Origin of the sequence: Pseudomonas lyxosi (assembly GCF_047758685.1) — a bacterium.
GTDB lineage: Bacteria > Pseudomonadota > Gammaproteobacteria > Pseudomonadales > Pseudomonadaceae > Aquipseudomonas > Aquipseudomonas lyxosi.
On the sequence record NZ_CP180481.1, the window covers coordinates 3513677 to 3537143 of the forward strand.

Annotated in this window: 21 protein-coding genes and 2 pseudogenes; 12 read left to right on the top strand and 11 right to left on the bottom strand. The window is 59.4% G+C overall.

What is annotated here, in order from left to right; genetic code table 11:
- Window positions 1–95 precede the first annotated feature (95 nt).
- Entirely contained in the window at window positions 96–1631 is a 1536-nt protein-coding gene (locus ACMXYI_RS16085) for an FAD-dependent oxidoreductase (protein ID WP_415768079.1), read from the bottom strand.
- A gap of 181 nt (window positions 1632–1812) precedes the next feature.
- On the opposite strand from ACMXYI_RS16085, the gene ACMXYI_RS16090 reads away from it, so the two are divergent.
- Window positions 1813–2907 (top strand): DUF1615 domain-containing protein, encoded by a 1095-nt coding sequence (locus ACMXYI_RS16090; protein ID WP_415768081.1) that lies wholly within the window; start codon window positions 1813–1815, stop codon window positions 2905–2907.
- An 80-nt stretch (window positions 2908–2987) separates the two neighbouring features.
- On the opposite strand, the gene ACMXYI_RS16095 is transcribed toward ACMXYI_RS16090, so the two are convergent.
- Window positions 2988–3428, bottom strand: coding sequence for a phage infection protein (locus ACMXYI_RS16095; RefSeq protein ID WP_415768082.1), 441 nt, complete (start codon window positions 3426–3428; stop codon window positions 2988–2990).
- Between the two features lie 151 nt (window positions 3429–3579).
- Complete coding sequence (locus ACMXYI_RS16100; RefSeq protein ID WP_415768083.1) at window positions 3580–4374, bottom strand: DUF4349 domain-containing protein; 795 nt, start codon at window positions 4372–4374, stop codon at window positions 3580–3582.
- 163 nt (window positions 4375–4537) lie between these two features.
- On the opposite strand from ACMXYI_RS16100, the gene ACMXYI_RS16105 reads away from it, so the two are divergent.
- Window positions 4538–5161 (top strand): glutathione S-transferase family protein, encoded by a 624-nt coding sequence (locus ACMXYI_RS16105; protein WP_415768084.1) that lies wholly within the window; start codon window positions 4538–4540, stop codon window positions 5159–5161.
- Window position 5162: 1 nt separating this feature from the next.
- Here ACMXYI_RS16105 and ACMXYI_RS16110 read toward each other — a convergent pair whose 3' ends face one another.
- Window positions 5163–5603 carry a CBS domain-containing protein gene (locus tag ACMXYI_RS16110; protein WP_134423562.1) on the bottom strand — a complete coding sequence of 147 codons (441 nt, stop codon included), beginning with the start codon at window positions 5601–5603 and terminating at the stop codon, window positions 5163–5165.
- Window positions 5604–5966: 363 nt separating this feature from the next.
- Here ACMXYI_RS16110 and ACMXYI_RS16115 point away from each other — a divergent pair, with 363 nt between their 5' ends.
- The gene (locus ACMXYI_RS16115; RefSeq protein WP_415768086.1) at window positions 5967–8330 is read left to right on the top strand and encodes a DNA polymerase II; all 2364 of its coding nucleotides are present in this window, start codon (window positions 5967–5969) and stop codon (window positions 8328–8330) included.
- On the opposite strand, the gene ACMXYI_RS16120 is transcribed toward ACMXYI_RS16115, so the two are convergent.
- The 3 genes from ACMXYI_RS16120 to ACMXYI_RS16130 form a co-directional block, all read right to left on the bottom strand.
- Window positions 8295–8765, bottom strand: coding sequence for a DUF1810 domain-containing protein (locus tag ACMXYI_RS16120; RefSeq protein ID WP_056740177.1), 471 nt, complete (start codon window positions 8763–8765; stop codon window positions 8295–8297). The two genes, ACMXYI_RS16115 and ACMXYI_RS16120, sit on opposite strands and share 36 nt — an antisense overlap.
- 29 nt (window positions 8766–8794) lie before the next feature.
- Window positions 8795–9616 carry an aldo/keto reductase gene (locus tag ACMXYI_RS16125; protein ID WP_415768087.1) on the bottom strand — a complete coding sequence of 274 codons (822 nt, stop codon included), beginning with the start codon at window positions 9614–9616 and terminating at the stop codon, window positions 8795–8797.
- Window positions 9617–9856: 240 nt separating this feature from the next.
- The gene (locus ACMXYI_RS16130) at window positions 9857–11005 is read right to left on the bottom strand and encodes an aldose epimerase family protein (RefSeq protein ID WP_415768088.1); all 1149 of its coding nucleotides are present in this window, start codon (window positions 11003–11005) and stop codon (window positions 9857–9859) included.
- 252 nt (window positions 11006–11257) lie between these two features.
- On the opposite strand from ACMXYI_RS16130, the gene ACMXYI_RS16135 reads away from it, so the two are divergent.
- The 5 genes and pseudogenes from ACMXYI_RS16135 to ACMXYI_RS30895 all read left to right on the top strand — a co-directional run.
- On the top strand, window positions 11258–12007 hold the full coding sequence (locus ACMXYI_RS16135) for a hypothetical protein (protein ID WP_415768089.1): 750 nt from the start codon (window positions 11258–11260) through the stop codon (window positions 12005–12007).
- Between the two features lie 102 nt (window positions 12008–12109).
- On the top strand, window positions 12110–12895 hold the full coding sequence (locus tag ACMXYI_RS16140; RefSeq protein WP_415768090.1) for a sulfite exporter TauE/SafE family protein: 786 nt from the start codon (window positions 12110–12112) through the stop codon (window positions 12893–12895).
- A gap of 183 nt (window positions 12896–13078) precedes the next feature.
- Entirely contained in the window at window positions 13079–13441 is a 363-nt protein-coding gene (locus ACMXYI_RS16145) for a hypothetical protein (RefSeq protein WP_415768091.1), read from the top strand.
- A pseudogene (locus tag ACMXYI_RS30890) lies at window positions 13438–14919 on the top strand (GAF domain-containing protein); the annotation flags it as partial. The gene ACMXYI_RS16145 and the pseudogene ACMXYI_RS30890, both read left to right, overlap by 4 nt.
- Before the next feature lie 75 nt (window positions 14920–14994).
- Window positions 14995–15648, top strand: a pseudogene (locus tag ACMXYI_RS30895) (sensor histidine kinase); the annotation flags it as partial.
- A 20-nt stretch (window positions 15649–15668) separates the two neighbouring features.
- Here the strand turns inward: ACMXYI_RS30895 and ACMXYI_RS16160 are convergent.
- A complete protein-coding gene (locus ACMXYI_RS16160; protein WP_415768092.1) occupies window positions 15669–16037 on the bottom strand; it encodes a VOC family protein in 369 nt (122 codons plus the stop codon).
- A gap of 179 nt (window positions 16038–16216) precedes the next feature.
- Here ACMXYI_RS16160 and ACMXYI_RS16165 point away from each other — a divergent pair, with 179 nt between their 5' ends.
- Window positions 16217–16765, top strand: coding sequence for a DUF4174 domain-containing protein (locus ACMXYI_RS16165; protein ID WP_415768093.1), 549 nt, complete (start codon window positions 16217–16219; stop codon window positions 16763–16765).
- A 314-nt stretch (window positions 16766–17079) separates the two neighbouring features.
- Window positions 17080–17448 (top strand): DUF6124 family protein, encoded by a 369-nt coding sequence (locus ACMXYI_RS16170; protein WP_415768094.1) that lies wholly within the window; start codon window positions 17080–17082, stop codon window positions 17446–17448.
- 79 nt (window positions 17449–17527) lie between these two features.
- On the opposite strand, the gene ampC is transcribed toward ACMXYI_RS16170, so the two are convergent.
- On the bottom strand, window positions 17528–18688 hold the full coding sequence (ampC, locus tag ACMXYI_RS16175) for a class C beta-lactamase (RefSeq protein ID WP_415768095.1): 1161 nt from the start codon (window positions 18686–18688) through the stop codon (window positions 17528–17530).
- A 142-nt stretch (window positions 18689–18830) separates the two neighbouring features.
- On the opposite strand from ampC, the gene ACMXYI_RS16180 reads away from it, so the two are divergent.
- On the top strand, window positions 18831–19709 hold the full coding sequence (locus ACMXYI_RS16180; RefSeq protein ID WP_415768096.1) for a LysR family transcriptional regulator: 879 nt from the start codon (window positions 18831–18833) through the stop codon (window positions 19707–19709).
- Here ACMXYI_RS16180 and gudD read toward each other — a convergent pair.
- Window positions 19706–21049: a glucarate dehydratase gene (gene gudD / locus ACMXYI_RS16185; protein ID WP_415768097.1), complete on the bottom strand. Its 1344-nt coding sequence runs from the start codon at window positions 21047–21049 to the stop codon at window positions 19706–19708. The two genes, ACMXYI_RS16180 and gudD, sit on opposite strands and share 4 nt — an antisense overlap.
- Window positions 21050–21086: 37 nt before the next feature.
- Window positions 21087–22430 carry an MFS transporter gene (locus ACMXYI_RS16190; protein WP_415768098.1) on the bottom strand — a complete coding sequence of 448 codons (1344 nt, stop codon included), beginning with the start codon at window positions 22428–22430 and terminating at the stop codon, window positions 21087–21089.
- Window positions 22431–22711: 281 nt separating this feature from the next.
- On the opposite strand from ACMXYI_RS16190, the gene ACMXYI_RS16195 reads away from it, so the two are divergent.
- Window positions 22712–23425, top strand: a complete 714-nt coding sequence (locus tag ACMXYI_RS16195; protein WP_415768099.1) for a FadR/GntR family transcriptional regulator — start codon at window positions 22712–22714, stop codon at window positions 23423–23425.
- The last annotated feature ends 42 nt before the right edge of the window (window positions 23426–23467 follow it).

Below are 23467 nucleotides of genomic sequence, written 5' to 3' on the forward strand. Positions count from 1 at the left end.
CTGATTATTGCTTACGAAGCAGGCACAGCAAGGGGGAGCAAGCTCCCCCTTCGGTTTTTACCGGACACTAGTGACGCGGAGCGTGGGAACGATCATCAGTGGGCGCCGAAAAACGGCCTGATCCCATGATCCCGAAAATACCGCTCGATCACCTTCGGATCGGCAGAATTGTCGGCAATCGCCACATATGTATCCGGCCGCAACAGGTAAAACCCGTTACGCCCCAGGCCAGCCGCTTCAAATGCCGGCCGCCAGTCAAAAACATGCAGCGGCAAATGATGTTCGTGGCACCAGGCGATCATTTCGTCGCTGGTGTCGCCATACACATGCACCTGCCAGGTCGTACACTTCAGCGATTCAAAATTGTCCCCCTCACCGTCGTGAGCCCAGGGCAGGCGGTCGCCACCGTGAACATGACCGGCAACGCCCGTGCTCAACGGCATCCCACGATAGTTCAAGGTGATCTGCGACACCGTGCGAAACAGGAACTCGCGGGACGCCTCAAACGATGCCATTTTCGGAAGCACGAACGGCGCCAGACGTGTGCGTAGCAAATCGGCCATGCGCCCCTCGGCCGTGACGAAACTGAACACCCGATCGGTGGTGGCGACCAGTCTGCGAGCAAACGCGATTCGCTCGGTTTCGTACGTGTCGAGGAGTTTGGCCTCAGCGCCGCCGCTCAACACCGCCGCGAGTTTCCAGGCGAGGTTGATGGCATCGCCAATGCCGGTGTTCATGCCCTGGCCACCGGCGGGGCTGTGGACGTGGGCGGCGTCACCCAATAGAAACGCGCGCCCGGTGCGAAAATGATCCGCCACCCGATGATGCACGCGGTAGGTCGAGAACCAGTTCAGTTGTTCGATCTTTACTTTCATATGCTCGATGGCCCGGCTGCTGACGTCTTCAAATTGCAGGGTGTCGGCCTGGTCGGCGCGCTCGTCGCGTACGGTGCCGATCAGACGGGCGCGGCCTTCACCGGCCAAGGGAAACACCGCGAGAAAATCCGCTTCATCAAGATCCACATGCAGTTCGCCGTTGAACGTCGGCCCGCTGGCCTGCACGTCGGCGACGTAGAAAATCTGTTGGTAGGTGCCACCGGGAAATCCGGTGTCCAGGGTCTTGCGCACGATCGACCGGGCACCGTCGCAACCCGCCAGATAGCAAGCCTGGCAGGTTTCCTCCTGACCATCGGCCAAGCGCAAATAGGCGGTGATGCCGTCACCGGTTTCCAGGAAACTCTCCAGCGCCGTGTTGCGCTCCACCTTGATGCCAAAGGTTTCGAGGCGGTCTATCAGCAGCTGTTCGTGTTCGTCCTGAGGAAAGATTTCGAGGAACGCATAGGGCGTCAGGCCTTCGCCGATGCGGCTCAGCGGCAAGCGGGCCACGGGTTCGCCCTTGACCCAGAAATTGGCGGCGGCCACGCGATGACCGTTCTGCACCACCGCATTGCTGAGGTCGAGCTGGCGATACAGCTCCAGCGTCCGCGCCTGGACGGCCAGCGCCCGCGATGTGGTTCCGGGTGCCGAGGTCTTGTCGATGATGCGCACTTTTACGCCAAGCTTGCTCAGCCACAGCGCCAACACCAGCCCGGTCGGGCCGGCGCCGATGATCAGTACGTCGCTACGGTTCATGAGCGGTCCTCCTCGGTGTGTGGCTCAAGTATGGTTCAGCCGCGACAGACGGGCAGGCTGTCTGCCAAACGGAAAAAGGTCCGCGCTGCTACGGGGAACAGTGGGGGGTGGCGAGAGTCATAGCCTGCGCCATGCCATTGATCGTATGGTTAACCCGGCTCAACGGATTTGATGGAGCAACATGCAAGCCAATCGATTGATGATGAGCGTCGCCGCGCTGTTGGTGCTGGCGGGTTGCGGTACTCAGCGCACGCAAGAGCTCCCTGCGCGCAAGCCTGCCGAGGTCAAGGCCGAGATCGTGCGTCTGCTGCCGGCCAAAACCACCGATCGCCAGGGCTGGGCTACCGATATTTACGCAGCATTTGCTGCCCAGAACATTTATCCATCCACCCAAAACCTGTGCTCGGTACTGGCGGTAACTGAGCAGGAGTCGACTTTTCAGGTGGACCCACCGGTACCGGGCCTGGGCAAGATCGCCCGCGAGGAGATCGACCGCCGTGCCGACAAAGCCCACATTCCCGGCCTGCTGGTGAGCGGTGCGCTGCAGGTGAGTTCATCCAACGGCAAAAGCTACAGCGACCGCCTCAATGCCGCGCGCAGCGAAAAAGAACTCAGCGCGATCTTCGATGACTTCATCGGCATGGTGCCCATGGGCCGGACGCTGTTCGGTGGCTTCAACCCGGTGCACACCGGTGGGCCGATGCAGGTCAGTATCGATTTCGCCGAGCAACAGGCGAAGGCGTATCCGTACCCGGTGGACGGCTCGATCCGTCATGAAGTGTTCAGTCGTCGCGGCGGCCTGTACTTCGGTATCGCCCACTTGCTCGGTTATCCGGTGAGCTACAAACAACCGCTGTATCGCTTTGCCGATTTCAATGCCGGTTGGTACGCCAGTCGCAATGCCGCGTTTCAAAACGCGGTGAGTCGCGCGTCGGGCATACCGCTGGAGCTGGATGGTGATCTGGTTCGCTACGATTCGATCATGCCAGGCACCACGGAATTGGCGGTGCGCACGCTCGGCAAGCAACTGGGCATGCGCAATCCGACCATTCGGGACCAATTGGAGGAGGGCAAAAACTTCGAATTCGAGGACACCCAGCTCTATGCACGGGTTTTCGCCCTGGCCGAAAAGGCGGAGGGTCGGCCATTACCGCGTGCGGTGTTGCCGGGGATTGCGCTGCAAAGCCCGAAAATCACCCGCAAACTCACTACGGCGTGGTTTGCCAAGCGGGTCGATGAGCGTTATCAGCGTTGCATGGCGCGGGCCGGCAAGTGATCGAGCGCAAAAAACAGGCGTAAAAAAACCCGACTGATAAGGCCGGGTTTTTCATTGAGTACCGCGGTAAAACCATTCATTTATACAGCGCGGCTTTCGATCAGACGATCCGAGCCACCTTCAGCGACGCGGCTTTCGATCAGACGATCCGAGCCACCTTCAGCGACGCGGCTTTCGATCAGACGATCCGAGCCACCTTCAGCGACGCGGCTTTCGATCAGACGATCCGAGCCACCTTCAGCGACGCGGCTTTCGATCAGACGATCCGAGCCACCTTCAGCGACGCGGCTTTCGATCAGACGATCCGAACCACCCTCAGCCACACGGCTTTCGATCAGACGATCCGAGCCACCTTCAGCGACGCGGCTTTCGATCAAACGATCCGAACCACCCTCAGCCACACGACTTTCGATCAGACGATCCGAGCCGCCTTCAGCGACAACCGGGTGAACAGAGGTAGCGGCGAAAGCGTTAACTGCAAATACCGAGAAAGCGATGCTGAGAATAGTTTGGCGTTTCATGATGGTGCTCCGGGGTGTAGTTGTTGGGTCTGGAGCTGATGTTACGCCGCGGATTTTTTATGAGAACTTCATTGCCGTGATGGTGAACATCGACGGCAATGATAGGAAGCACGACGCACCCCACGCGAGCGTGATGTTTCAGTTCAACGACTCACGTGCGACGACGGACAAACTTGCGCCACAGCCAGACCCACAACATGAACAGCGGGAAGGCCAGAATCAGGAAGGGCAGGGCATAGCTGACTTTTTCCAGCGCATCGGCGGCGCCATCGGCCAGGTTATCCAGCAAATTGCTAAACGCTTGGCTCAGGTGCGACGAGCGACTGCTGGCGCCGGTCGGCATGAACGACAGCGTGACCCGATTGGTGTCCAGACGGCGCTGGTGCCCGGCGGCGATCTGGGCCAGGGCTTGCAGGTCGTTTTCGATCGCGGCCTGCTCTTTGCTCAAGGTAATCAGGTCCGTGACGCTGATGTCTTTGCGGGTCGCCAACTCATCCAGACGTTGCTGCTGAGCCTTGAGTCGCTCTTGGCGCCGGCGAGTGTCGTCCACGGCATCGGCCAGGTCTTCAGCGCTGGTGATCCGCTGACCCAGTTCTCCACCCTCGGCGGCCATCGTGACCAACGGCTCGACGCCGGCCGGTGCAATGCGCAAAGTGATCTCGGCGCGGCCGGCGCCTTGCTCGATACGCAGAACGTTACAGGCCCCGAAGCGTGCGGTTTCGCAGGCCTCGCGTGTGGCCTGCAAGCGCGGCCCGATTTGCGCCTGGGGCAGCAACAGTTGCAGTTGGTGCTCATAGGCGAGCATGGCGCCACCGCGCCCTTGTTCACCGGCTAGACTGGCCGATGACGAGTGTTCGCTCGGCGAGCAGCCACTCAAGGCCAGGCCCGCCAGAAGAAACCCATAGGTACGAAGAAACGGGGCGAGACCGCCATCCTGTTGGCGCATGTTCTTTCCTTGAAGTGTGCAGTAGGGCTTGAACCGCGACGGGTAGTCATGAGTGCGGCCCGGGAGGCGTATCTTACCTGTATCGCCCGGCCCAATGGCAGGGAGCGTGCCTCGTGCCCAATCGTTTGCTGACTCTATTTTCGTTTCGCCAGGAGCGCGCGATATGTACCAGCTATACGGACACCAGAACTCCGGCGCTGCCGCGATAGAAGCGGCACTGGAGCTTTGCGAAATCCCTTACCGCTTCATCGACGTTGAAACCTCTCCCGAGGCGACCCACGCGCTGGAGAAACTCAATCCGCTCAAGCAGATCCCGACACTGCAATTACCCGACGGCAGCGTTCTCACCGAGAGCGCGGCGATTCTGATTCACCTGGGGCTCACGTTCCCCAAATCAAACCTGTTGCCGAAAAACACCGCCGCGCGGGATCAGGCCATACGAGGCCTGGTGTACATCGTCAGCAATTGCTATTCGGCCATTGGCATCATCGACTACCCCGAGCGCTGGCTGGCCGAGGCGGATGAATCGTCCAGGCAAAACCTGATGATCGGCGCCCGCGCGCGACTGCACAGGAATTGGGAGGTGTTTGCCGATCAGTTTTCGGGCGATTTGTATCTGGGCGATGAGACGCCGGGAGCCCTGGATGTGCTGGCGGCGGTGGTGTCCAGATGGGCGGGCAGTCGGGAACATTTACGCAGTGCAAGGCCTGGGTTTTTCGCGTGGCTTACGCGCATCGACCGGCACCCGACATTGGCACCGGTCTTCGCGCGGCATTGGCCGGATTGATCTATTCGCCGCGGATGTACTGCTCCAACTGGCGAATCAGCTCAGCCTGTTCGGCGATGGCCTCCTTGACCAGGTCGCCGATCGACAGCAAACCGATCAATGTGCCGTTTTCCACCACCGGCAAGTGGCGCAGGCGTTTGTCGGACATGATGCCCATGCAGGTTTCGACGGTTTGATGGGTGTCCACGGTGATCACCGGCGACACCATGATGTCTTCGACCGGCGTACCGACGGAGGAGCGGCCCTTGAGCACGAGTTTGCGCGCATAGTCACGCTCGCTGATGATGCCCACGACCTCGCCATTCTTCAGGACCGGCAAGGCGCCGACGTTTTTGGCGGCCATGACCATCAACGCTTCCAGCACCATTTGATGCGGTGCAATGGTGTGGACTTCATGATTCTGTTCAGCCTTTAACTTCAGCAGTTGGGCGACGGTTTTCATGGCAGTTTCTCAGGTGTTGTCGTTGTCCTTGAAGAATCGTAGACACGGGCGCTGAGGGCAAGGGAGAAAGCGGCAGATAACACGCAAAAAACGCCATTCAGCGGATTTTCTTCGGAAAACCTCACGTCCCCGTTCGATAAACGCCTGCAACTCGCTACCGGTATCCACTGATCGATAGCCTGACTCAACCCTGTGGGAGCGGGCTTGCTCGCGAAAGCGGTGGATCAGTGGACACCTGTTTTGACTGACACACCGCTTTCGCGAGCAAGCCCGCTCCCACAGGTTACGAGTCGTCAGATCAATCTACGCTGTGCCTCATCAATGGCGCGTAGAATTGCGACCTGAATCAAATGTGAGGTTGCAGTGGCGGATTTACAGCGGGGCTTCGTCCTGACCCGGCATTGGCGCGATACCCCGGCCGGTACGGAAGTCGAGTTCTGGCTGGCGACCGACACCGGTCCCCAGCGGATCCGCCTGCCTCATCAACCGTCGGTGGCGTTCATCCCCGCAGCCCAGCGCGAGCAGGCCGAAGCGCTGCTGCGCGGCGAAAAGAACGTCGAGCTGCGGCCGTTGGCGTTGCTGGATTTCGAGCACCGCCCGGTGCTTGGCCTGTATTGCCAGCAGCACGGTCAGCTTATGCGTCTGGAAACCGCGCTGCGCAAGGCCGGCGTCGACATGTTCGAAGCCGATGTGCGCCCGCCGGAACGCTACATGATGGAGCGTTTCATCACCGCGCCGGTCCGCTTCAGTGGCACGCCGAACACCGAAGGCCTGTTGCTCGATGCGCAGATGAAACCCGATCCCGACTATCGCCCGAGCCTCAGGCTGGTCTCCCTGGACATCGAAACCACCGCTCAGGGCGAGCTGTACTCCATCGCCCTGGAAGGCTGCGGCGAGCGCCAGGTCTACATGCTCGGCCCGCCCAACGGTGATGACAGCGAGGTGGATTTTCAGCTTGAATACTGCGATTCCCGAACCCTGCTGCTGAAAAAACTCAATGAATGGTTCGCTCGCCATGACCCCGACGCGATCATCGGCTGGAACGTCGTGCAATTCGACCTGCGCGTGCTCCACGAACACGCCCGGCGCCTGGCGGTGCCACTGAAACTGGGGCGTGGCGGCGAAGAAATGCAGTGGCGCGAACACGGGAGCCGCAACCATTACTTCGCCTCGGCCGCCGGCCGGCTGATCATCGACGGCATCGAATCCCTGCGCTCGGCGACCTGGAGCTTTCCCTCGTTCAGCCTGGAAAACGTCGCGCAAACCCTGCTTGGCGAGGGCAAGTCGATCGACAATCCGTACCAGCGCATGGACGAAATCAACCGCATGTTCGCCGAGGACAAACCGGCCCTGGCCAAGTACAACCTCAAGGACTGCGAGCTGGTGACGCGGATTTTCGCCAAGACCGAGCTGCTGACCTTCCTGCTGGAACGGGCCAGCGTCACCGGGTTGCCGGCAGACCGCAGCGGCGGCTCGGTGGCGGCGTTCACGCACCTTTACATGCCGCTGATGCACCGCCAGGGTTTCGTCGCGCCGAACCTTGGGAACAAGCCTGCGCAGGCCAGCCCCGGCGGTTTTGTCATGGACTCGCAACCGGGCCTGTACGAGTCGGTGCTGGTGCTCGACTACAAAAGCCTCTATCCCTCGATCATCCGTACCTTCCTCATCGACCCGGTGGGCTTGATCGAGGGGCTTAAACATCCCGACGACAGCGAGTCGGTGCCAGGCTTTCGCGGTGCGCGTTTTTCCAGAACCCGGCATTGCCTGCCCGCCATCGTCGCCCGGGTCGCCGAAGGTCGCGAAACCGCCAAGCGCGAACACAACGCGCCACTGTCCCAGGCCCTGAAGATCATCATGAACGCCTTTTACGGCGTGCTCGGTTCCAGCGGTTGCCGTTTCTTCGATACACGCCTGGCGTCGTCCATCACGCTGCGCGGTCACGAGATCATGCTGCGTACGCGACAGCTGATCGAAGCCCAGGGCCACACGGTAATTTACGGCGACACCGACTCGACCTTCGTCTGGCTGCGCCGTGCCCATGGTCAACAGGAAGCAGCACAGATCGGCCGCGCGCTGGTGGATCACGTCAACCAGTGGTGGCGCGAGCATGTGCAGCAAGAATACGGTCTGGACAGTGCGCTGGAGTTGCAGTTCGAAACCCACTACAAGCGCTTTCTGATGCCGACCATTCGCGGCGCCGAGGAGGGGAGCAAGAAACGCTATGCGGGGCTTGTGACCGGCGCCGATGGCACCGACGAAATGGTCTACAAAGGCCTGGAAACCGTGCGCACCGACTGGTCGCCGCTGGCACGGCAATTCCAGCAGGAGTTGTACCTGCGCATCTTCAATCGCAAACCCTATCAGGATTATGTGCGCGACTACGTGCGCAAGACGTTGGCGGGGGAGTTCGACGATCGCCTGATCTACCGCAAGCGTCTGCGTCGTACCCTCGATGACTATCAGCGCAACGTGCCGCCTCACGTGCGGGCCGCGCGGATTGCCGATGAGTACAACGACCAGCAGGGCCGTCCGCGGCAATACCAGAACGGTGGCTGGATCAGTTACGTGATCACCGTCGCCGGGCCCGAGCCGCTGGAAATCCGCAGCACGCCCATCGACTACGACCACTACGTCACCCGGCAACTGCAACCGGTGGCGGACGCCATTCTGCCCTTCGTGGACGACGACTTTTCAACCTTGATTGGTGGGCAGTTGGGCCTGTTTTGAGTCGAGCAGCAACAACGTCCAGTCATCCAGGATGCCGTGGAAATACTGGTCAAGTGCTCGATGAAAGTCGCTGTTAGCGCCGGCAACCTGGGCGAACAGCGTCATGGAAGAGTGAAACTTGAGATTGTCGGGGTGACCGAAGATGGCCGTAATTGAACTGTTTTCGATGTTCAGCACCAATTGCGTGCAGGTGCGCAACCGTGAACCCAGCAGCGGATGATTGAGGTACGCCGCGGCTTCTTCTTTGGAACGAATGGCAAAGTGGCGGGACATCTCGCTGCCGCCCAATCCTGAGAATTGCGGAAAGATGAACCACATCCAGTGACTGCGCTTGTGGCCGGCGTTCAGCTCGGCCTGGACCCGTTTGAACACCGGGTCCTGTGCCTGGATAAAACGTTGCAGATTAAAGGAATCGTCCTGATCAGTGCTTCTCATGCCGAAGCCCTCTGACAGACTGCGATGGCTCAGACCATGGCCAACCGCTGTTTGCTTTGTGGCGCGCGAAACGCCTGGTCCAGCGCCTCCAGATCCCCAGTCTCCAATTGCAATTGCGCAGCTTGCGCGTTGAGTTGCACGTGCTCGGGCCGGATCGCTTTGGGGATGGCGATCACGCCTTCCTTACGCAGCATCCATGCCAGTGCTACCTGGGCCGGCGTCACACGGTGACGGGCGGCTATTTGTTTGAGCGTTGTATGGTTCAGCATAGGCCCACCCTGACCGATCGGACAGTAGGCCATGACCGGCATTTGATGCTGGCGGCTCCAGGGCAACAGATCAAACTCGATGCCGCGTTCTTCCAGGTTGTACAGCACCTGATTGGTGACACAGGCCGGAGAGGCCAGTTCCTCCAGGTCGTCGACATCAAAATTGGAGACTCCCCAGCGACCAATCTTGCCTTCTTCGCGCAGGCGTTCAAAGGCTTCGACCGTTTCTTCGAGGGGATACTGGCCGCGCCAGTGCAGCAGGTAAAGATCGATGTAATCGGTATCCAGCCGCCGCAGACTGCGTTCGCACGCCTGGGGGATGCCTCTGCGGCTGGCGTTGTGCGGGTAAACCTTGCTGACGAGAAAGACGTCATCACGCCTGCCGGCGATGGCTTCACCGACCACTTCCTCAGCGCCGCCCTCGCCGTACATTTCAGCGGTGTCGATGAGGGTCATGCCCAATTCGATACCCAGCCGCAATGCTGCCACTTCCTGGGTGCGTCGGGAAGGATCTTCGCCCATGCGCCAGGTGCCTTGGCCGATGACCGGTACATTGACGCCGGCCAGTTCGAGGGTCCGCATTCAAACCTCCTTTCTGAATTTCGATCGTTACTTCAATGGGCAGCAGAATAGCCCGGTGGTTCCGTCGACATGTAGCAGCTGCCGAGCCTGCGAGGCTGCGTTCGACTGTGAAGCAGTCGCCGAATCAAACAATGAGGTGTTTCAGGAACACCGCGTGCGCAGGAATTGCGAGGACTTCGTCCTCGGACGCAGCCTCGCAGGCTCGGCAGCTGCTACGGGATGACGTTTGGGCTGGAATGTTTACTGGGCAGAAAACTTCATCACAGTGCTTTGGGCATAGGTCTTGCCCGGGTCCAGTCGTGTGGACGGAAAATTTGGCTGATTCGGCGAATCCGGATAGTGCTGGGTTTCCAGCGTGAACGCGCCCCAGTGCGGATAGACCTTGCCAGCCTTGCCCTTGACCGAACCGTCGAGGAAGTTGCTGGTATAGAACTGCACACCAGGCTCGGTGGTGTAGAGCTGCAAGCGGCGGCCGGATTGCGGATCGCTGACATCGGCGGCGAGTTGACCCACATCACCCATGGCGTTCAGCACCCAGTTGAAATCGAAGCCGCCCTGTTTCGGTTCGGCAAATTTCAACTGTGGGTGATCGGCTTTGATGTTCTTGCCAATAGCGGTCGGTTGGGTGAAGTCCATCGGGGTGCCGGCCACCGGGGCCATTTCGCCGGTAGGGATCAGCTTGCCGGTGACCGGCGTGTAATGGCTGGCGTGCAGGGTGGCGACCTGTTTCAGCACATCACCGTTACCGGCTCCGGCGAGGTTGAAATAGCTGTGATTGGTCAGGTTCAACACCGTGGCTTTATCGGTGGAAGCCTTGTAGTCGATGCGCAACTCGTTTTGCTCATTGAGGCTGTAGGTGACCTCGGTTTTCAGGTTGCCGGGGAAACCCATTTCACCGTCCGCCGACAGGTACGTCAGGGTCACGCCGACCGAATCCTTGCCATTGCTCGGTTGGGCTTTCCAGACGTCTTTGTCAAAACCCTGAGGGCCGCCGTGCAGTGAATTGGAACCGTCGTTGAGCGGTACCTGATAGCGCTTGCCGTCCAGTTCGAAAGCACCGTTGGCCAGGCGATTGCCGAAGCGCCCGATGGTCGCACCGAAATACGCCGTGCCGCTCTGATAGCCCTGCACGTTATCGAAACCGAGCACGACATCGTCGAACTTGCCGTTTTTGTCCGGCACTTTCAGCGACTGCAAAATGCCGCCGTAGGTAATGACCGTGGCGGTCAGGCCATGGCTGTTGCGCAAGATGTATTGCTCGACGGGCGTGCCGTCATTGGTTTTGCCGAAGGCCTTGTGTTCGCTGGACAGGCCGGCGGCCTGGGCGGAGAGGGTGGCGATCATCAGGGACAGTCCAAGGCCGCAGAGTGGGTATCGGGATTGAAGCATGGTTGACCTTCCTTTTTGTTGTTTTTGACGAAGTAGTCATACTAATAATCGACTTTTAATCCGATCAAGGAAGGATTTATAGCTTATGTATGAGCTGTTGCAATTATAAAGTATTACTAATGTGGTGGTCCTCTTAACGGATGCCAACGCTTACGGACCGTCGGCACTGCACTTTTTAAGGATTCACAGCTCTATCCTTGGCCAGCCTGCGGCGAATCCCCACCGCCGGCCCATGCCCAAGTTCAAGAACCCATGGCTCGAGTTTTACCCCGCACCACCCCACCAATCCGCCGCCGTTGCCTGCTGTTGGCCTGCTTGTCGATGCTCGCGACCTCCGGGTGCAGTCAGCAGCAGGGCAGCGACATCGTCAGCCAGTTCCGCGAAGGCAAACCCCAGGAATTCCTCCAGACCAGCGTCGACCGCATCGCGACCCTGGCGATGCGTGACAACCTCGACAGCCTCTACCTGCTGATGAGCAAGCTGTACCTGCGCAACCCGGACGAGCTGAAAAAATCCGGCTTCCTCGACGCCCGCACCGCCGGCAAGCAAGTGCGCATGGCCATCGAACAGCAACAACCGCTGCCGACCCTGGGTGGCAAAAAAGACCTGGCTGCGCTGAGTTACGCCATGAGCCCGGAGTTTCTCGGCGACCGGGTCGGTGCCTTCATCTATGCCATCGGCAGCATGCTCGTCACCGCCCACGGCCATCGACTCGAGTTCTACATGACGGATGCGATCAACCCGACGTTCGTCAGCAACGCTGCCCGCAATATCGAGAAAGCCACCTGGATACTCAGCCAGCGGCAAAGCAAGAACGGCGAGCCGTTGCTGTTCTCCAACGAAATCTCGGAGGAGGGCAGCAACCTGAGTTTCGCCGTGGAGTTTGGCAAGATCGTCGCGCGGCTGGATCTGCTGACGCAGATGCTGGATGAGCGCTACCGTCGGATCGGCTTGAATTACGCGCAGAGTTTGCTGTTCTTGAATTTCTTGCCAGTGCAGTAAGCCAAGAAGTGCATAAAGATAGATCGCATCGATATAAGTGGTTATAAGAAAAATCGCTATGCTGCGGGCCAGATTTTTCATGCGTTTTTTGTGGGCGTGTTAATGGAATTCGGTAATTTCGGTTTAGTCGTGGCAGGTCTGGTGGTCGGCTTTATTGTCGGGATGACTGGGGTTGGTGGCGGTTCGTTGATGACTCCCATTCTGTTGTGGTTCGGCGTCAATCCGGCCACCGCAGTGGGGACGGATTTGCTGTACGCGGCGATTACCAAGTCCAGTGGCGTGCTGGTTCATCGAAAGAACAAGAACATCGACTGGGCCATTACTGGTTGGTTGACCCTCGGCAGTGTGCCGGCGGTGGCGCTGACGTTGTGGTTCCTGAGCACCTTGCAAACATCGCCCGAGGCGATGAACGCGGTCATCAAACAGGCCTTGGGTTTTGTCCTGTTTGCCACGGCGCTGGCGATTTTCTTCAAGAAACGCCTGCTCGATTTCGCCCACAAACGCGCGGGCGGTCATTACAACCCCAGCGGCAACCGCTTGAATGCGTTGACCGTGGTCACCGGCCTGGTCCTCGGCACCATGGTTGCCCTGACCTCCATCGGCGCTGGTGCCCTGGGCACCGTCGCGTTGTTCATTCTCTATCCGCTGTTGCCGACCCGCCGCCTGGTGGGCACGGAAATCGCGCACGCCGTACCGCTGACTCTGGTGGCCGGCCTTGGCCATGCGAGCATGGGCAACATGGATTGGCACGTGCTGGGTTATTTGCTGATCGGTTCGCTGCCGGGGATTTACCTGGGCAGCCACCTGACTGGCCGCATCTCCGATGAAGTGCTGCGACCTTGCCTGGCCACGATGCTGGTGCTGATCGGGTACAAACTGGCGTTCTGATTCCGCCCATCCCAGAAACAAACCACCTCTTGCACCGCATAGGTGCTACGGTGGAAAGCCAGCCTTCATTCACCCGTGAATGACTTGTCGGCATTTCCCCGTGATCGACAAGAGGTGGCACGTGTCCACGCCAATCGCCGAATATCAAAGCCACGAAGCCGGGTATTGCCACGACACACTGTCGTGACCGCCCCGCCCAAAAGCCTGCCGCTGATTCTCAGTGAGCTGCGAACCGCCACGACCTGGCAGCATCAATTGCTGGAAAAACGCATTCCGTTTTTCACCGCCGATTTATTGCTCTACACCCGCCTGATCGAGGCCTACTACGTTTTTTATCGGCCGCTGGAGAACCTGCTGTTCCCGGTGGCGATGTCCATTCCCGGCCTGGACTGGCTGATGCGTAGCAAAACCCCGTCGCTTGAAGCCGATCTGTATGCCTTGGGTCTGGACGCTGCCGCCATCGATGCCATCCCCCTCTGCCCGTTTTCCCTTCAGCCGCGCTCGATTGCCAATGTGCTGGGCGAGCACTGCGAGGTATTGCAATGAATCGCCTCAATGATGAGCAACTCGACGCCGCGCTCGCCGAATGCGCCAACGAAGCGATCCGGATTCCGGGGTCGATCCAGCCCCATGGTGTTCTGCTGACCCTGAGTGAGCCGGAGTTGATCATCCAGCAGATCAGCCGCAATTGTGCTGCGTTGCTCGGTCAGACGGCGGCGGCTTTATTGCAGCAATCGTTGACGATGCTGTCGGGTGCCAGGGCGACTGGGCAGGTTCGCCAAGCGCTGTTGTTGAATGATCTGGAGGACGCCAATCCGTTGTTGCTGGAGATAGGGGGGCAGCGGTTCAACGGATCGCTCAACCGGCATGACGGCGTGATTATTCTTGAGCTGGAGCCGTTGCATGACGCTGCACCAGACAACACCGGCATCCTGCTTCGGGCCCTGCGACGGATGCAGGCAGCCAGCACGCTGGAGGACTTGTACACCGTCAGTGTCGATGAAATCCGCCGCCTGACCGGCTTCGACCGGGTGATGATTTATCGTTTCCAGCCGGCGGGGAATGGGCAAGTCATCAGCGAGGCGCTGGGCGGTGTTCTGCCCGGTTACTTGGGTCAATGTTTTCCCGCCTCGGACATTCCTGCGCAGGCGCGTGAGCTGTATCGCCTGAACTGGATTCGGGTGATCCCGGATGCGCGTTATGTGCCGGTGCCGATTCTTCCGGTATTGCGCCCTGACAACGGGCAGCCTCTGGATCTGGGTTTTTCGGTCCTGCGCAGCGTGTCGCCGGTGCATTGCCAGTACCTGGAAAACATGGGCGTGCGGGCCTCCATGAGCCTGTCGCTGCTGGAGAACGATCAGCTTTGGGGGCTGATCACGTGTGCCCATCCTGAACCGTTGCTGGTCAGTCACTCGGTGCGCACGATGTGCGCTGCAATCGCCCAGTTGCTCAGCGTGCAGATCACGGCCTTGCAAACCCGGGACGAACAGCGTCAGCGTGAACAGAAATCCCGGCTGATCAATGAACTGACCGCCGCGATGCGCCTGGCTGACAGCGATGTGCTGGAGGGGCTGCTCAACCACCCGGCGCAATTGCAGGATCTGACCGAGGCCAGTGGCGTCGCCGTATTGATTGAAGATCGCTTGCAGCTGTTCGGTGAGTGTCCGACGGTCGAGCAGGTACGCGCCCTTTACCTGTGGGTGCGCGAGCAATGCCTGGAAAGCGGTAAGCCGCTGTTGACCGACCACCTGCAAGGCTTGCACGGTGCCAGCGCGCTCTACAGTGACGTGGCAAGCGGTCTGCTGGCTTTCGTACTGCCCAAACCGGTGGATAACGGCGTCCTGTGGTTCCGCCCGCAACTGCGCTCCAGCATGAAGTGGAGCGGCAATCCCGATGAGCATTTCAGTGCCGGGACCGACAATCGTCTGCAGCCGCGTACCTCCTTTGCGCTGTGGGAACAGCAAGTGGAGGGCAGGGCGCGTGAATGGAGCACGGCGGATGCTTATGCGGTCAGAGAACTGCGCCGCAGCGCCATTGAAAACGACCTCGCCCGTCAGGTGCTCCGCGAGCATGAAGCGGTCCGCAAGCGGGATGAGTTGGTGGCAGTGGTGTCCCATGACCTGCGCAATCCCATGACCATAATCATCATGCAGTGCGGAATGATGCAGCGCCTGGTCGCCAAGGACGAAAGCAAGCATACCGTGCGCCTGAGCGCGGCCCTGGGCACCATGGAGGAAGCCACCGCAAGGATGAACACCCTGATTGCCGATTTGCTGGACAAGTCGAAACTCGATGCAGGCAAGTACCCGCTCGCGTGCAAGCCGCTGGATGTGGTCAACCTGCTTCAAGAGGCCTGTGGGTTGCTGGTGACCCTCATGGCCCACAAAAACATCGAGCTCAACTGCACAAGTTCTGAAGGGTTGAGCATCGACGCCGATCCCCAGCGGTTGTTCCAGGTGCTGTCGAACCTGTTGGGCAACGCGATTAAATTTACCCCCTTGGGCGGACGTATCGACCTCAGCGCCCGCCAAGTAGACGGCAAGGTGCTGATCTCGGTGCGCGACAATGGCGGCGGTATCCACGCCGTGCATTTGCCGCACATCTTCGAACGCTACTGGTCGGTTCGTGACGGAAATCCCAACGGCAGTGGACTTGGTTTGTACATTTGCCGCAGCATCGTGCAGGCCCATGGCGGAGAGCTTTGGGCCGAGAGCGAACCGGGGATCGGCAGCGTGTTCACCTTTTCCATTCCGGCGTTGGTGGCGGGCGCGGCTTAGGCCCGGGTCAGAATCTCCAGCAGATGCCCGTCGGGGTCATCGAAATAAACCCGCCGGCCACCGCCGTAATCGTTGATCTCGTTCGGTCGTTGTTTGCCGGGGTCGGCCCACCAGGGTTGCTTTCGGGCTTGCAGCCGCGCGAAGGCCGCATCGAAATCGTCGTCACCGATCAAAAACGCGTAGTGCTGGGAGGCAATCGGCGGGTCATTGTCGTAGAAGTCCAGCGACACACCGTTGTCGAACTTGACGATCAGCATCGGGCCGAAGGGTTCGGGGCTGGGCAGGCCGAGGATGTCTGCCAGATAGTTGGCTGATGTCTGCTTGTTGCGACACCAGACGATGGTGTGATTCAACTGAGCGCTCATGCAGTGGTCCTCACGGCGGATCAGGGCGTTGTTATTGAGCTATGAGATTAGCTCAGCCTGTTGCGCAATGACCGCCCTGACCTAAGCTTGGGGCAAGGCGAGACATAATTGCGTGAGTCACCCGGAACGAACGCCGTGATGCGCAATCATTAGAGCGTGGATATCAAAAGGAGATGCGCATGCTCATCAGGTCATTGACCCTGACTACCCTGCTGGCTTTCGCCGGCCCCTTGTTCGCTGCCGATGACGGCTCACCGCTGGATATGGACAAGGGCAGGTCCCGGCCGTTGATTGTCATCGCTCCAAGTACGGTCGATCCCACGTGGGTCAGCCTGAAAAAGTCTCTGGATGAGCCTGCCAATCGCAAGGGGTTCACCGAGCGAAACATGGTCCTGTACACCGTGCTCAATTTGATGGGCCAGCGCGAGGGCAAAGACCTGGGGCCACAAGACACGGCGGCATTGATCCGCTCGCTCAAGTTGGGTGCCGGCGCGAAGAGCAAAATCATCCTGGTGGGCAAGGACGGGGAAAAGAAGCTTGAACAATCGGGAGCGATTGAGCTGAAGGAAATTTTCGCCGCCGTCGACCAATTGCCGGCGACAGAGCAAGAAGCCACGGTGCCGACACCGCCTCCGGTCACTGAGGCCGCACCGGCCAACGGTGCCAAAGGCGCAAAACCGGGCAAACCGGCGAAGCCTGCCAAGCCGCCTGAAATGCCGGATGATTAAACGCAGACTTTTGTAGCAGCTGGCGCAGCCTGCGCCAGCTGCTACAACAATGAAAAATGGGCGACCTCAAGAGGTCGCCCATTTTGTTTGCTCGGCAGTTGCAAAAAAAACCGGGTGTTCCGGGGGGAGATGTATTGGCTTCTATTGGTCTCGGAAGTTTCCTGCAAGTCCTGTCGGTCTTGATGAACTGGTTTCTGTCAGAGAGCACCGCTAGCCTTCGTCAGCCACCGCAAAATCGCGGTCGGACGTGGGAATCCGCGACACTGAGGGATCCAGGGACGAAAACACCAATGGCAAAAAAAGGAGCCTCGTCTGTGAAAAAGTTCAGCAAGCATCAACCGCAAACCCCAACCGATGCCGATCATCCCGATCCCGCGAAGCTGTGTGAAACCGCAAATGGCGCAGTCACCCGAAACCCCAGGCGTACCGCCACGACCCAGCAGATTTTCACTGTTGCTTCTGGTGTCGACACACTAACCCTCCTAAATCAGGCCTGCGAAAACCTTGCCTCCCTGAATGTCCTGATTGCGAATTTTGCCGGGAAACAGGAAGGCTCGAACCGCAAAGTGCTGCTGTCGATTCAGCAATTGGTGGCGGTCACCGAGTTGTTGGTGAATCAGGCACGGGAAAATCTTGATCCGAGAAGCGATGCACCTGATGCTCAGCCGCCGACTCGGCATTGAGCTGACGCGGTAACGACAATGGGCGACCTCAAAGGGGGCGCCCATTTTTTTGCCTGCTACGAGAAATCGCGTTTCTCGGCTACTTGCTCAGAGCGCTCAATATCGTATGAGCAATCTTGATCCGTTCAGGGTTCGGGTAGTTTTTGTTGGCCAGGATCACGATGCCGATGTCTTTCGACGGCACGTACGCCACGTAAGCACCGAAGCCGCCCGTTGAACCGGTCTTGTTGATCAGCACGCTTTCCGGTTGAGGTTGCGGCGGGGTCAGCCACTGGACTTCGTGAGCCTCCATCGCCATCTGCGTCGAGTTACCCGCCAGCAATTTATCGAGGGTGACCGGATAGGGGTAGAACTCCCATCCGAGGCCTTGAGTCATGTCGCCGACCTTGTAATACCCGGTGTGAGTGATGGCGACTGCCCGCTGCATCGGCGTTTCAAGCCCCGACGGCTTCATGTTCGCCTCAACATACTGAATCATGTCCGCCGCGCTGGTTTTCACCCCATAAGCCTCCGAATCCAGTGCGCCCGGCCCGACTCGCACCGGTTTGTCATCCTTGTTGTAACCCTGAGCGTAAAGCCCCATTTGAGCCTGCGGCACTGTGAGGTAGGTGTGTTTCAGCCCGAGTTTCGGCAGCAGGGTTTTTTCCATCACATCATCAAACGGCGCACCCATGCTTTGGGCTGCGAGGTAACCGAACAATCCCAGGCTCGGGTTCGAATACTGCCGATGGGTGCCGGCGGCATAGGTCGGTTTCCACTGCTGGAAATAGACGAGCATCTTGTCCGGTGCATCGGCATCGTCGGGAAATTGCAGCGGCAGACCGCCGGCGCTGTAGGTGCCCAGTTGCAGCACGCTGATGTTATCAAACGCGCTGCCACGCAGTTCCGGCAGCACGCTGCTGGCCTTGTCCGACAGGGACAGTTTACCGGTGGCCTGAGCGTAGGCGGCGAGGGTGGCGGTGAAGGTTTTGCTCACCGAACCGATTTCGAACAAGGTGTTTTCAGTGACGGCTTTGCCGTTTTCCTTCGAGGCCACGCCGTAGTTAAAGTAATAAGGTTGGCCGTTGACGGTAATCGCAACCGCGACACCGGGGATCTGCTGTTGCTGCATCACCGGTTCGATGGCGGCCTTCACGATGGCTTCAATGCGGTCATCAGCAACGCAATGACCGGCGCTGAGGAAAAGTGCGAAAGCGCTGTAGGACGCGAGTTTGTTATGCATGATTGATTCACTTTCCATGAGTTTCAAGGGTGTTAACCGCTACACTCCGAGCGGCTTTTCAATCCGGGTTGCTGATGGGCGAGCCAAATCTATGCAGTCTGTCGAGGTTCGACAACCGATGATATTTCGGACGAGCCATTAGAAAAATTTGGGAGTGGGCATGATCCGGCCTCAATTACCGCTCAATGCATTGCGCGCCTTCGAGGCCTCTGCCCGGCATTTGAGTTTCACCCGGGCGGCCGTTGAGTTGTGTGTCACTCAGGCGGCGGTAAGCCATCAGGTCAAAAGCCTTGAGTCTCAACTTGGCGTGACCCTGTTCAAGCGCTTGCCCCGCGGGCTTATGCTGACCAGCGAGGGCGAAACCCTGCTGCCGGTGTTGCGCGAGTCTTTCGACCGTATTGCGCGCACCCTTGAGCGATTCGAGGGCGGACATTTTCGTGAGGTATTGACGGTCGGGGCGGTGGGGACGTTCGCGGTAGGCTGGTTGTTGCCACGGTTGACGGACTTTCAAGCGAAACATCCGTTCATAGATTTGCGCCTGTCGACCAACAACAATCGCGTGGATGTGGCGGCTGAAGGGTTGGATTACGCCATACGATTTGGTGCCGGGGCGTGGCATGGCATTGAAGCCGTGCGGTTGATCGAGGCGCCATTGTCGGTGTTGTGTGTTCCTGAGATTGCCCGGCAACTAAAAACACCTACAGACTTGTTGCAGCAAACGCTGTTGCGTTCTTATCGCACGGACGAGTGGCCCGAATGGTTTCAGGCTACCGGCCTATCGACCCACACAGCACCGCCCCGGAGCATCGTCTTCGATTCGTCGCTGGCGATGATGGAGGCGGCGCTGCAAGGGGCGGGCGTTGCATTGGCGCCGCCGCTGATGTTCGCCCGGCAACTGGCGGCGGGTGCAATCGAGCAACCGTTCGCTATCGGGATCACCACCGGCAGTTATTGGCTGACCCGCTTGCAGTCCCGGCCTGAAACGTCGGCGATGGCGGCGTTCAAGGATTGGCTGCAGCAAGCGGCCCAGGGGCGTTAGCGCACCAGACACGGCCGCTTGTTATCGAACTTCCAGCCCGGAATCAGAAACTGCATCGCCACGCTGTCATCCCGCGCGCCCAATCCCATGCCTTTATACAACTCATGAGCCTTGGCCAGCTGATCCATGTCCAGTTCGACGCCCAGCCCGGCTTTCTTCGGCACCTGTACGCAGCCGCCGACGATTTGCAGCGGCGCTTTGGTCAGGCGCTGGCCGTCCTGCCAGATCCAGTGGGTGTCGATGGCGGTAATTTCACCCGGCGCGGCGGCCGCGACGTGGGTGAACATCGCCAGGGAAATATCGAAGTGGTTGTTGGAATGCGAACCCCAGGTCAGGCCCCACTCATGGCACATCTGCGCCACGCGGACCGAGCCCTGCATCGTCCAGAAGTGTGGGTCGGCCAACGGAATGTCCACTGATTGCAGCTGGATCGCGTGGCCCATTTCCCGCCAGTCGGTGGCGATCATGTTGGTGGCGGTTTTCAGACCCGTGGCGCGACGGAATTCAGCCATGACTTCACGGCCCGAATAACCGTTTTCCGCGCCGCACGGGTCTTCGGCATAAGCGAGTACGTGATGCTGATCCCGACACAGGCGAATGGCTTCTTTCAGTGACCACGCGCCATTCGGATCGAGGGTGATGCGCGCCTCGGGGAAGCGTTCGGCCAGGGCGGTGACGGCTTCGATTTCGTCATCGCCACTGAGCACGCCGCCCTTGAGTTTGAAATCCTTGAAACCGTAGCGGGCGTGGGCGGCTTCGGCCAGACGCACCACGGCGTCGGCGGTCATGGCTTTTTCGTGACGCACGCGGAACCAGTCGTTGTCGGCGTCCGGCTCGCTGCGGTAGGCCAGATCGGTTTCGTTGCGATCGCCGACATAAAACAGATAACCGAGCATCTTCACTTCTTCGCGCTGCTGACCTTCGCCGAGCAGGGCCGCGACCGGCACGTCGAGGTGCTGACCCAGGAGATCAAGCAGCGCAGCTTCGAGGCCGGTGACGGCGTGGATGGTGATGCGCAAATCGAACGTCTGTAACCCGCGACCGCCGGCATCGCGATCAGCGAAGGTCTGGCGCACTTGATTGAGGATCTTCTGATACGTGCCGATCGGGCTGCCGACCACCAGGCTGCGCGCATCTTCGAGGGTCTGGCGAATGCGCTCGCCGCCCGGTACTTCACCGACGCCGGTGTGGCCGGCGTTGTCCTTGAGGATCACGATGTTGCGGGTGAAAAACGGCCCGTGAGCGCCGCTCAGATTGAGCAACATGCCGTCGTGACCGGCCACCGGAACAACCTGCATGCTGGTGATGATCGGGGCTTTGGCGGTTTCTTGTGTGTTCATTGTCATGTCCTTCAAAACAGTGCTCTTACATGAGTGTTCAGGCGTGATTGGGCGCTGGTTTGGCCAGTGCAGCAGGTGCGGATTTCGGTTTGTTGCGTGCGGCGAAGACGATGATCGCGGCAATGATCGAGGTCGTGGCCAAGCCGTACAGCCCGCCCTGAATCGAGCCGGTGCGTTCTTCCAGCAGGCCGAACGTGGTCGGCGCGACGAAGCCCCCGAGGTTGCCCACCGAGTTGATCAGCGCGATTACGCCTGCCGCGATCCGTGCGTCCAGATAGGCCTGAGGAATCGGCCAGAACAGCGACGACGCCGATTTGAAACCCAACGCAGCAAAGCAGATCGCAACGAAGGCGAAGATCGGCCCGCCGGTGGTGGACATGAACATCCCGGCTGCTGCGATCAGCAGGGCCGCGGCGACCCAGGCTTGTTGATGCTTCCATTTGGCCGACAACGAAGCGAAGGCGTACATGCCGACGATCGACAGCAACCATGGGATCGAGTTGAACAGCCCGACTTGAATGTCGCTCAGGTCGCCCATCTTCTTAATGATGCTCGGCAGCCAGAAGGTCGCGGCATAGATGGTCAATTGGATGAAGAAGTAGATCAGGCAGAACAGGATGATCTGGCGATCCTTGAGCAGCTTGCCCAACGACGGTTTGATCGGCGTCGCGGCTTCGCGGGCCAGTTGTTCGTCGTCGATGGCCTTGACCAGCGCGTCTTGCTCTTCGCGGCTCAGCCATTTGGCGTCGTGGGGTTTGGAGTCCAGCCAGAACCAGACGAACACGCACAGCCCGACCGAGAACATCCCTTCGATGAAGTACATCCACTGCCAGCCGTGCATGCCGAAACCGCTGATTTGCAGCAGTAACCCGGACAGCGGGCCGGAGATCAGCGAAGCAATCGCCGAACCGCTGAGGAAGATGGCAATCGCCTTGCCGCGCTCAACGCCAGGCAACCAACGAGTGAAGTAATAAATCACCCCGGGAAAGAACCCGGCTTCGGCCACGCCCAGCAGGAATCGCAGGATGTAGAAGTGGGTTTCGTTCTGGATGAACGCCATGCAAGCGGCAACCAGGCCCCAGGTCAGCATGATGCGGGTCAGCCAGATTCGCGCGCCGACTTTTTGCAGGAGGATGTTGGAGGGGACTTCGAACAGCGCGTAACCGATGAAGAACAGTCCGGCGCCAAGGCCGTAGGCGGCAGCGCCAATGCCCAGGTCATGTTCCATGTGGGCGCGGACGAAGCCGATGTTCACGCGGTCGATGTAGTTGACGATGAACATGATCACGAACAGCGGCAGAACATGGCGTTTCACTTTCGAGATGGCGGACTTCAGGACCGAATCGGCGCCATCGTTCATCCCGGATATGGATGTATTCACTGCGTTATCTCCCACTGATTATTTTTATGCGGGGTGTAGCTGGGTGTTGCGATGTTGATAGACATCATACAACTACGTTTTTTCATCGCGCAAGAGAGGTTGTCCAACAAAATGGCGCTTTGCGGAGCGTTTGTTATTCTTTTGCGGTGATGCACGACCTTTATGATGATCTCGAATACCCTGTTTGTTGAGTGTTGTCATACAAGTTGGTAGGTGTTTACTTGAGATTCCCATCGAGCGCAGTGCTACGATTCCGGTAGCCCTGTTTCCGGATGATCGCCATGCAAGAAGACCTCGACGCGCCTGCCCGCAAGCGCACCCACAACCTGGCCCATGACCTGGTCGCCAAACTGACCCAGAGCATCTTGCTCGGCCAGATGCTGCCCGGGGACAAGCTGCCGTCGGAGAACACGATTGTTCAGGAGCACGGGGTCAGTCGCACGGTGGTGCGCGAGGCGATCTCGAAGTTGCAGGCCTCCGGTCTCGTGGAAACCCGCCACGGCATCGGCACCTTTGTTATCGAGCGAGCACCGGAGCAGGGTCTGCGGTTGAACGTCGATACCGCGCTGGGGGTGCGCAGCATTCTGGAGTTGCGCATGGGCCTGGAAACCCAGGCCGCCGCGCTGGCTGCAACCCGTCGTACGGATCATCAATTGGCGCAGATGCGCGAAGCGCTGGACGACTATCAAAGCCTGCTGGCCAACAACGACAGCTGCGTCGAAGCCGACAAGCGCTTCCATCTGCTGATCGCCGAAGCCACCGGCAATGTGTGCTTCACCGAAATCATGCAGCACCTGGGCAGCGCCATGATCCCGCGCACCCGCGTCAATGCCGCCGAGCGCGGCGCAGTGGACTTGAGCAAGCTCGGGCAACTGGCCAACCTTGAGCACGAGGCGATTCTCAATGCGATCAAACGTCAGGACCCGGATGCGGCGCGGGCGGCCATGTGGCTGCACCTGACCAACAGTCGCGACCGGTTTTCGACCGATCGCTGACAACCGTTTGTCTACTCGATAGCACCTGATCGGCGGCGTTGC

Bases quoted from the DNA above. Each gene is read 5' to 3' on its own strand.
- ACMXYI_RS16085 (WP_415768079.1), bottom strand. From the start codon at position 1,631: ATGAACCGTAGCGACGTACTGATCATCGGCGCCGGCCCGACCGGGCTG.
- ACMXYI_RS16090 (WP_415768081.1), top strand. From the start codon at position 1,813: ATGCAAGCCAATCGATTGATGATGAGCGTCGCCGCGCTGTTGGTGCTG.
- ACMXYI_RS16095 (WP_415768082.1), bottom strand. From the start codon at position 3,428: ATGAAACGCCAAACTATTCTCAGCATCGCTTTCTCGGTATTTGCAGTT.
- ACMXYI_RS16100 (WP_415768083.1), bottom strand. From the start codon at position 4,374: ATGCGCCAACAGGATGGCGGTCTCGCCCCGTTTCTTCGTACCTATGGG.
- ACMXYI_RS16105 (WP_415768084.1), top strand. From the start codon at position 4,538: ATGTACCAGCTATACGGACACCAGAACTCCGGCGCTGCCGCGATAGAA.
- ACMXYI_RS16110 (WP_134423562.1), bottom strand. From the start codon at position 5,603: ATGAAAACCGTCGCCCAACTGCTGAAGTTAAAGGCTGAACAGAATCAT.
- ACMXYI_RS16120 (WP_056740177.1), bottom strand. From the start codon at position 8,765: ATGAGAAGCACTGATCAGGACGATTCCTTTAATCTGCAACGTTTTATC.
- ACMXYI_RS16125 (WP_415768087.1), bottom strand. From the start codon at position 9,616: ATGCGGACCCTCGAACTGGCCGGCGTCAATGTACCGGTCATCGGCCAA.
- ACMXYI_RS16130 (WP_415768088.1), bottom strand. From the start codon at position 11,005: ATGCTTCAATCCCGATACCCACTCTGCGGCCTTGGACTGTCCCTGATG.
- ACMXYI_RS16135 (WP_415768089.1), top strand. From the start codon at position 11,258: ATGGCTCGAGTTTTACCCCGCACCACCCCACCAATCCGCCGCCGTTGC.
- ACMXYI_RS16140 (WP_415768090.1), top strand. From the start codon at position 12,110: ATGGAATTCGGTAATTTCGGTTTAGTCGTGGCAGGTCTGGTGGTCGGC.
- ACMXYI_RS16160 (WP_415768092.1), bottom strand. From the start codon at position 16,037: ATGAGCGCTCAGTTGAATCACACCATCGTCTGGTGTCGCAACAAGCAG.
- ACMXYI_RS16165 (WP_415768093.1), top strand. From the start codon at position 16,217: ATGCTCATCAGGTCATTGACCCTGACTACCCTGCTGGCTTTCGCCGGC.
- ampC (WP_415768095.1), bottom strand. From the start codon at position 18,688: ATGGAAAGTGAATCAATCATGCATAACAAACTCGCGTCCTACAGCGCT.
- ACMXYI_RS16180 (WP_415768096.1), top strand. From the start codon at position 18,831: ATGATCCGGCCTCAATTACCGCTCAATGCATTGCGCGCCTTCGAGGCC.
- gudD (WP_415768097.1), bottom strand. From the start codon at position 21,049: ATGAACACACAAGAAACCGCCAAAGCCCCGATCATCACCAGCATGCAG.
- ACMXYI_RS16195 (WP_415768099.1), top strand. From the start codon at position 22,712: ATGCAAGAAGACCTCGACGCGCCTGCCCGCAAGCGCACCCACAACCTG.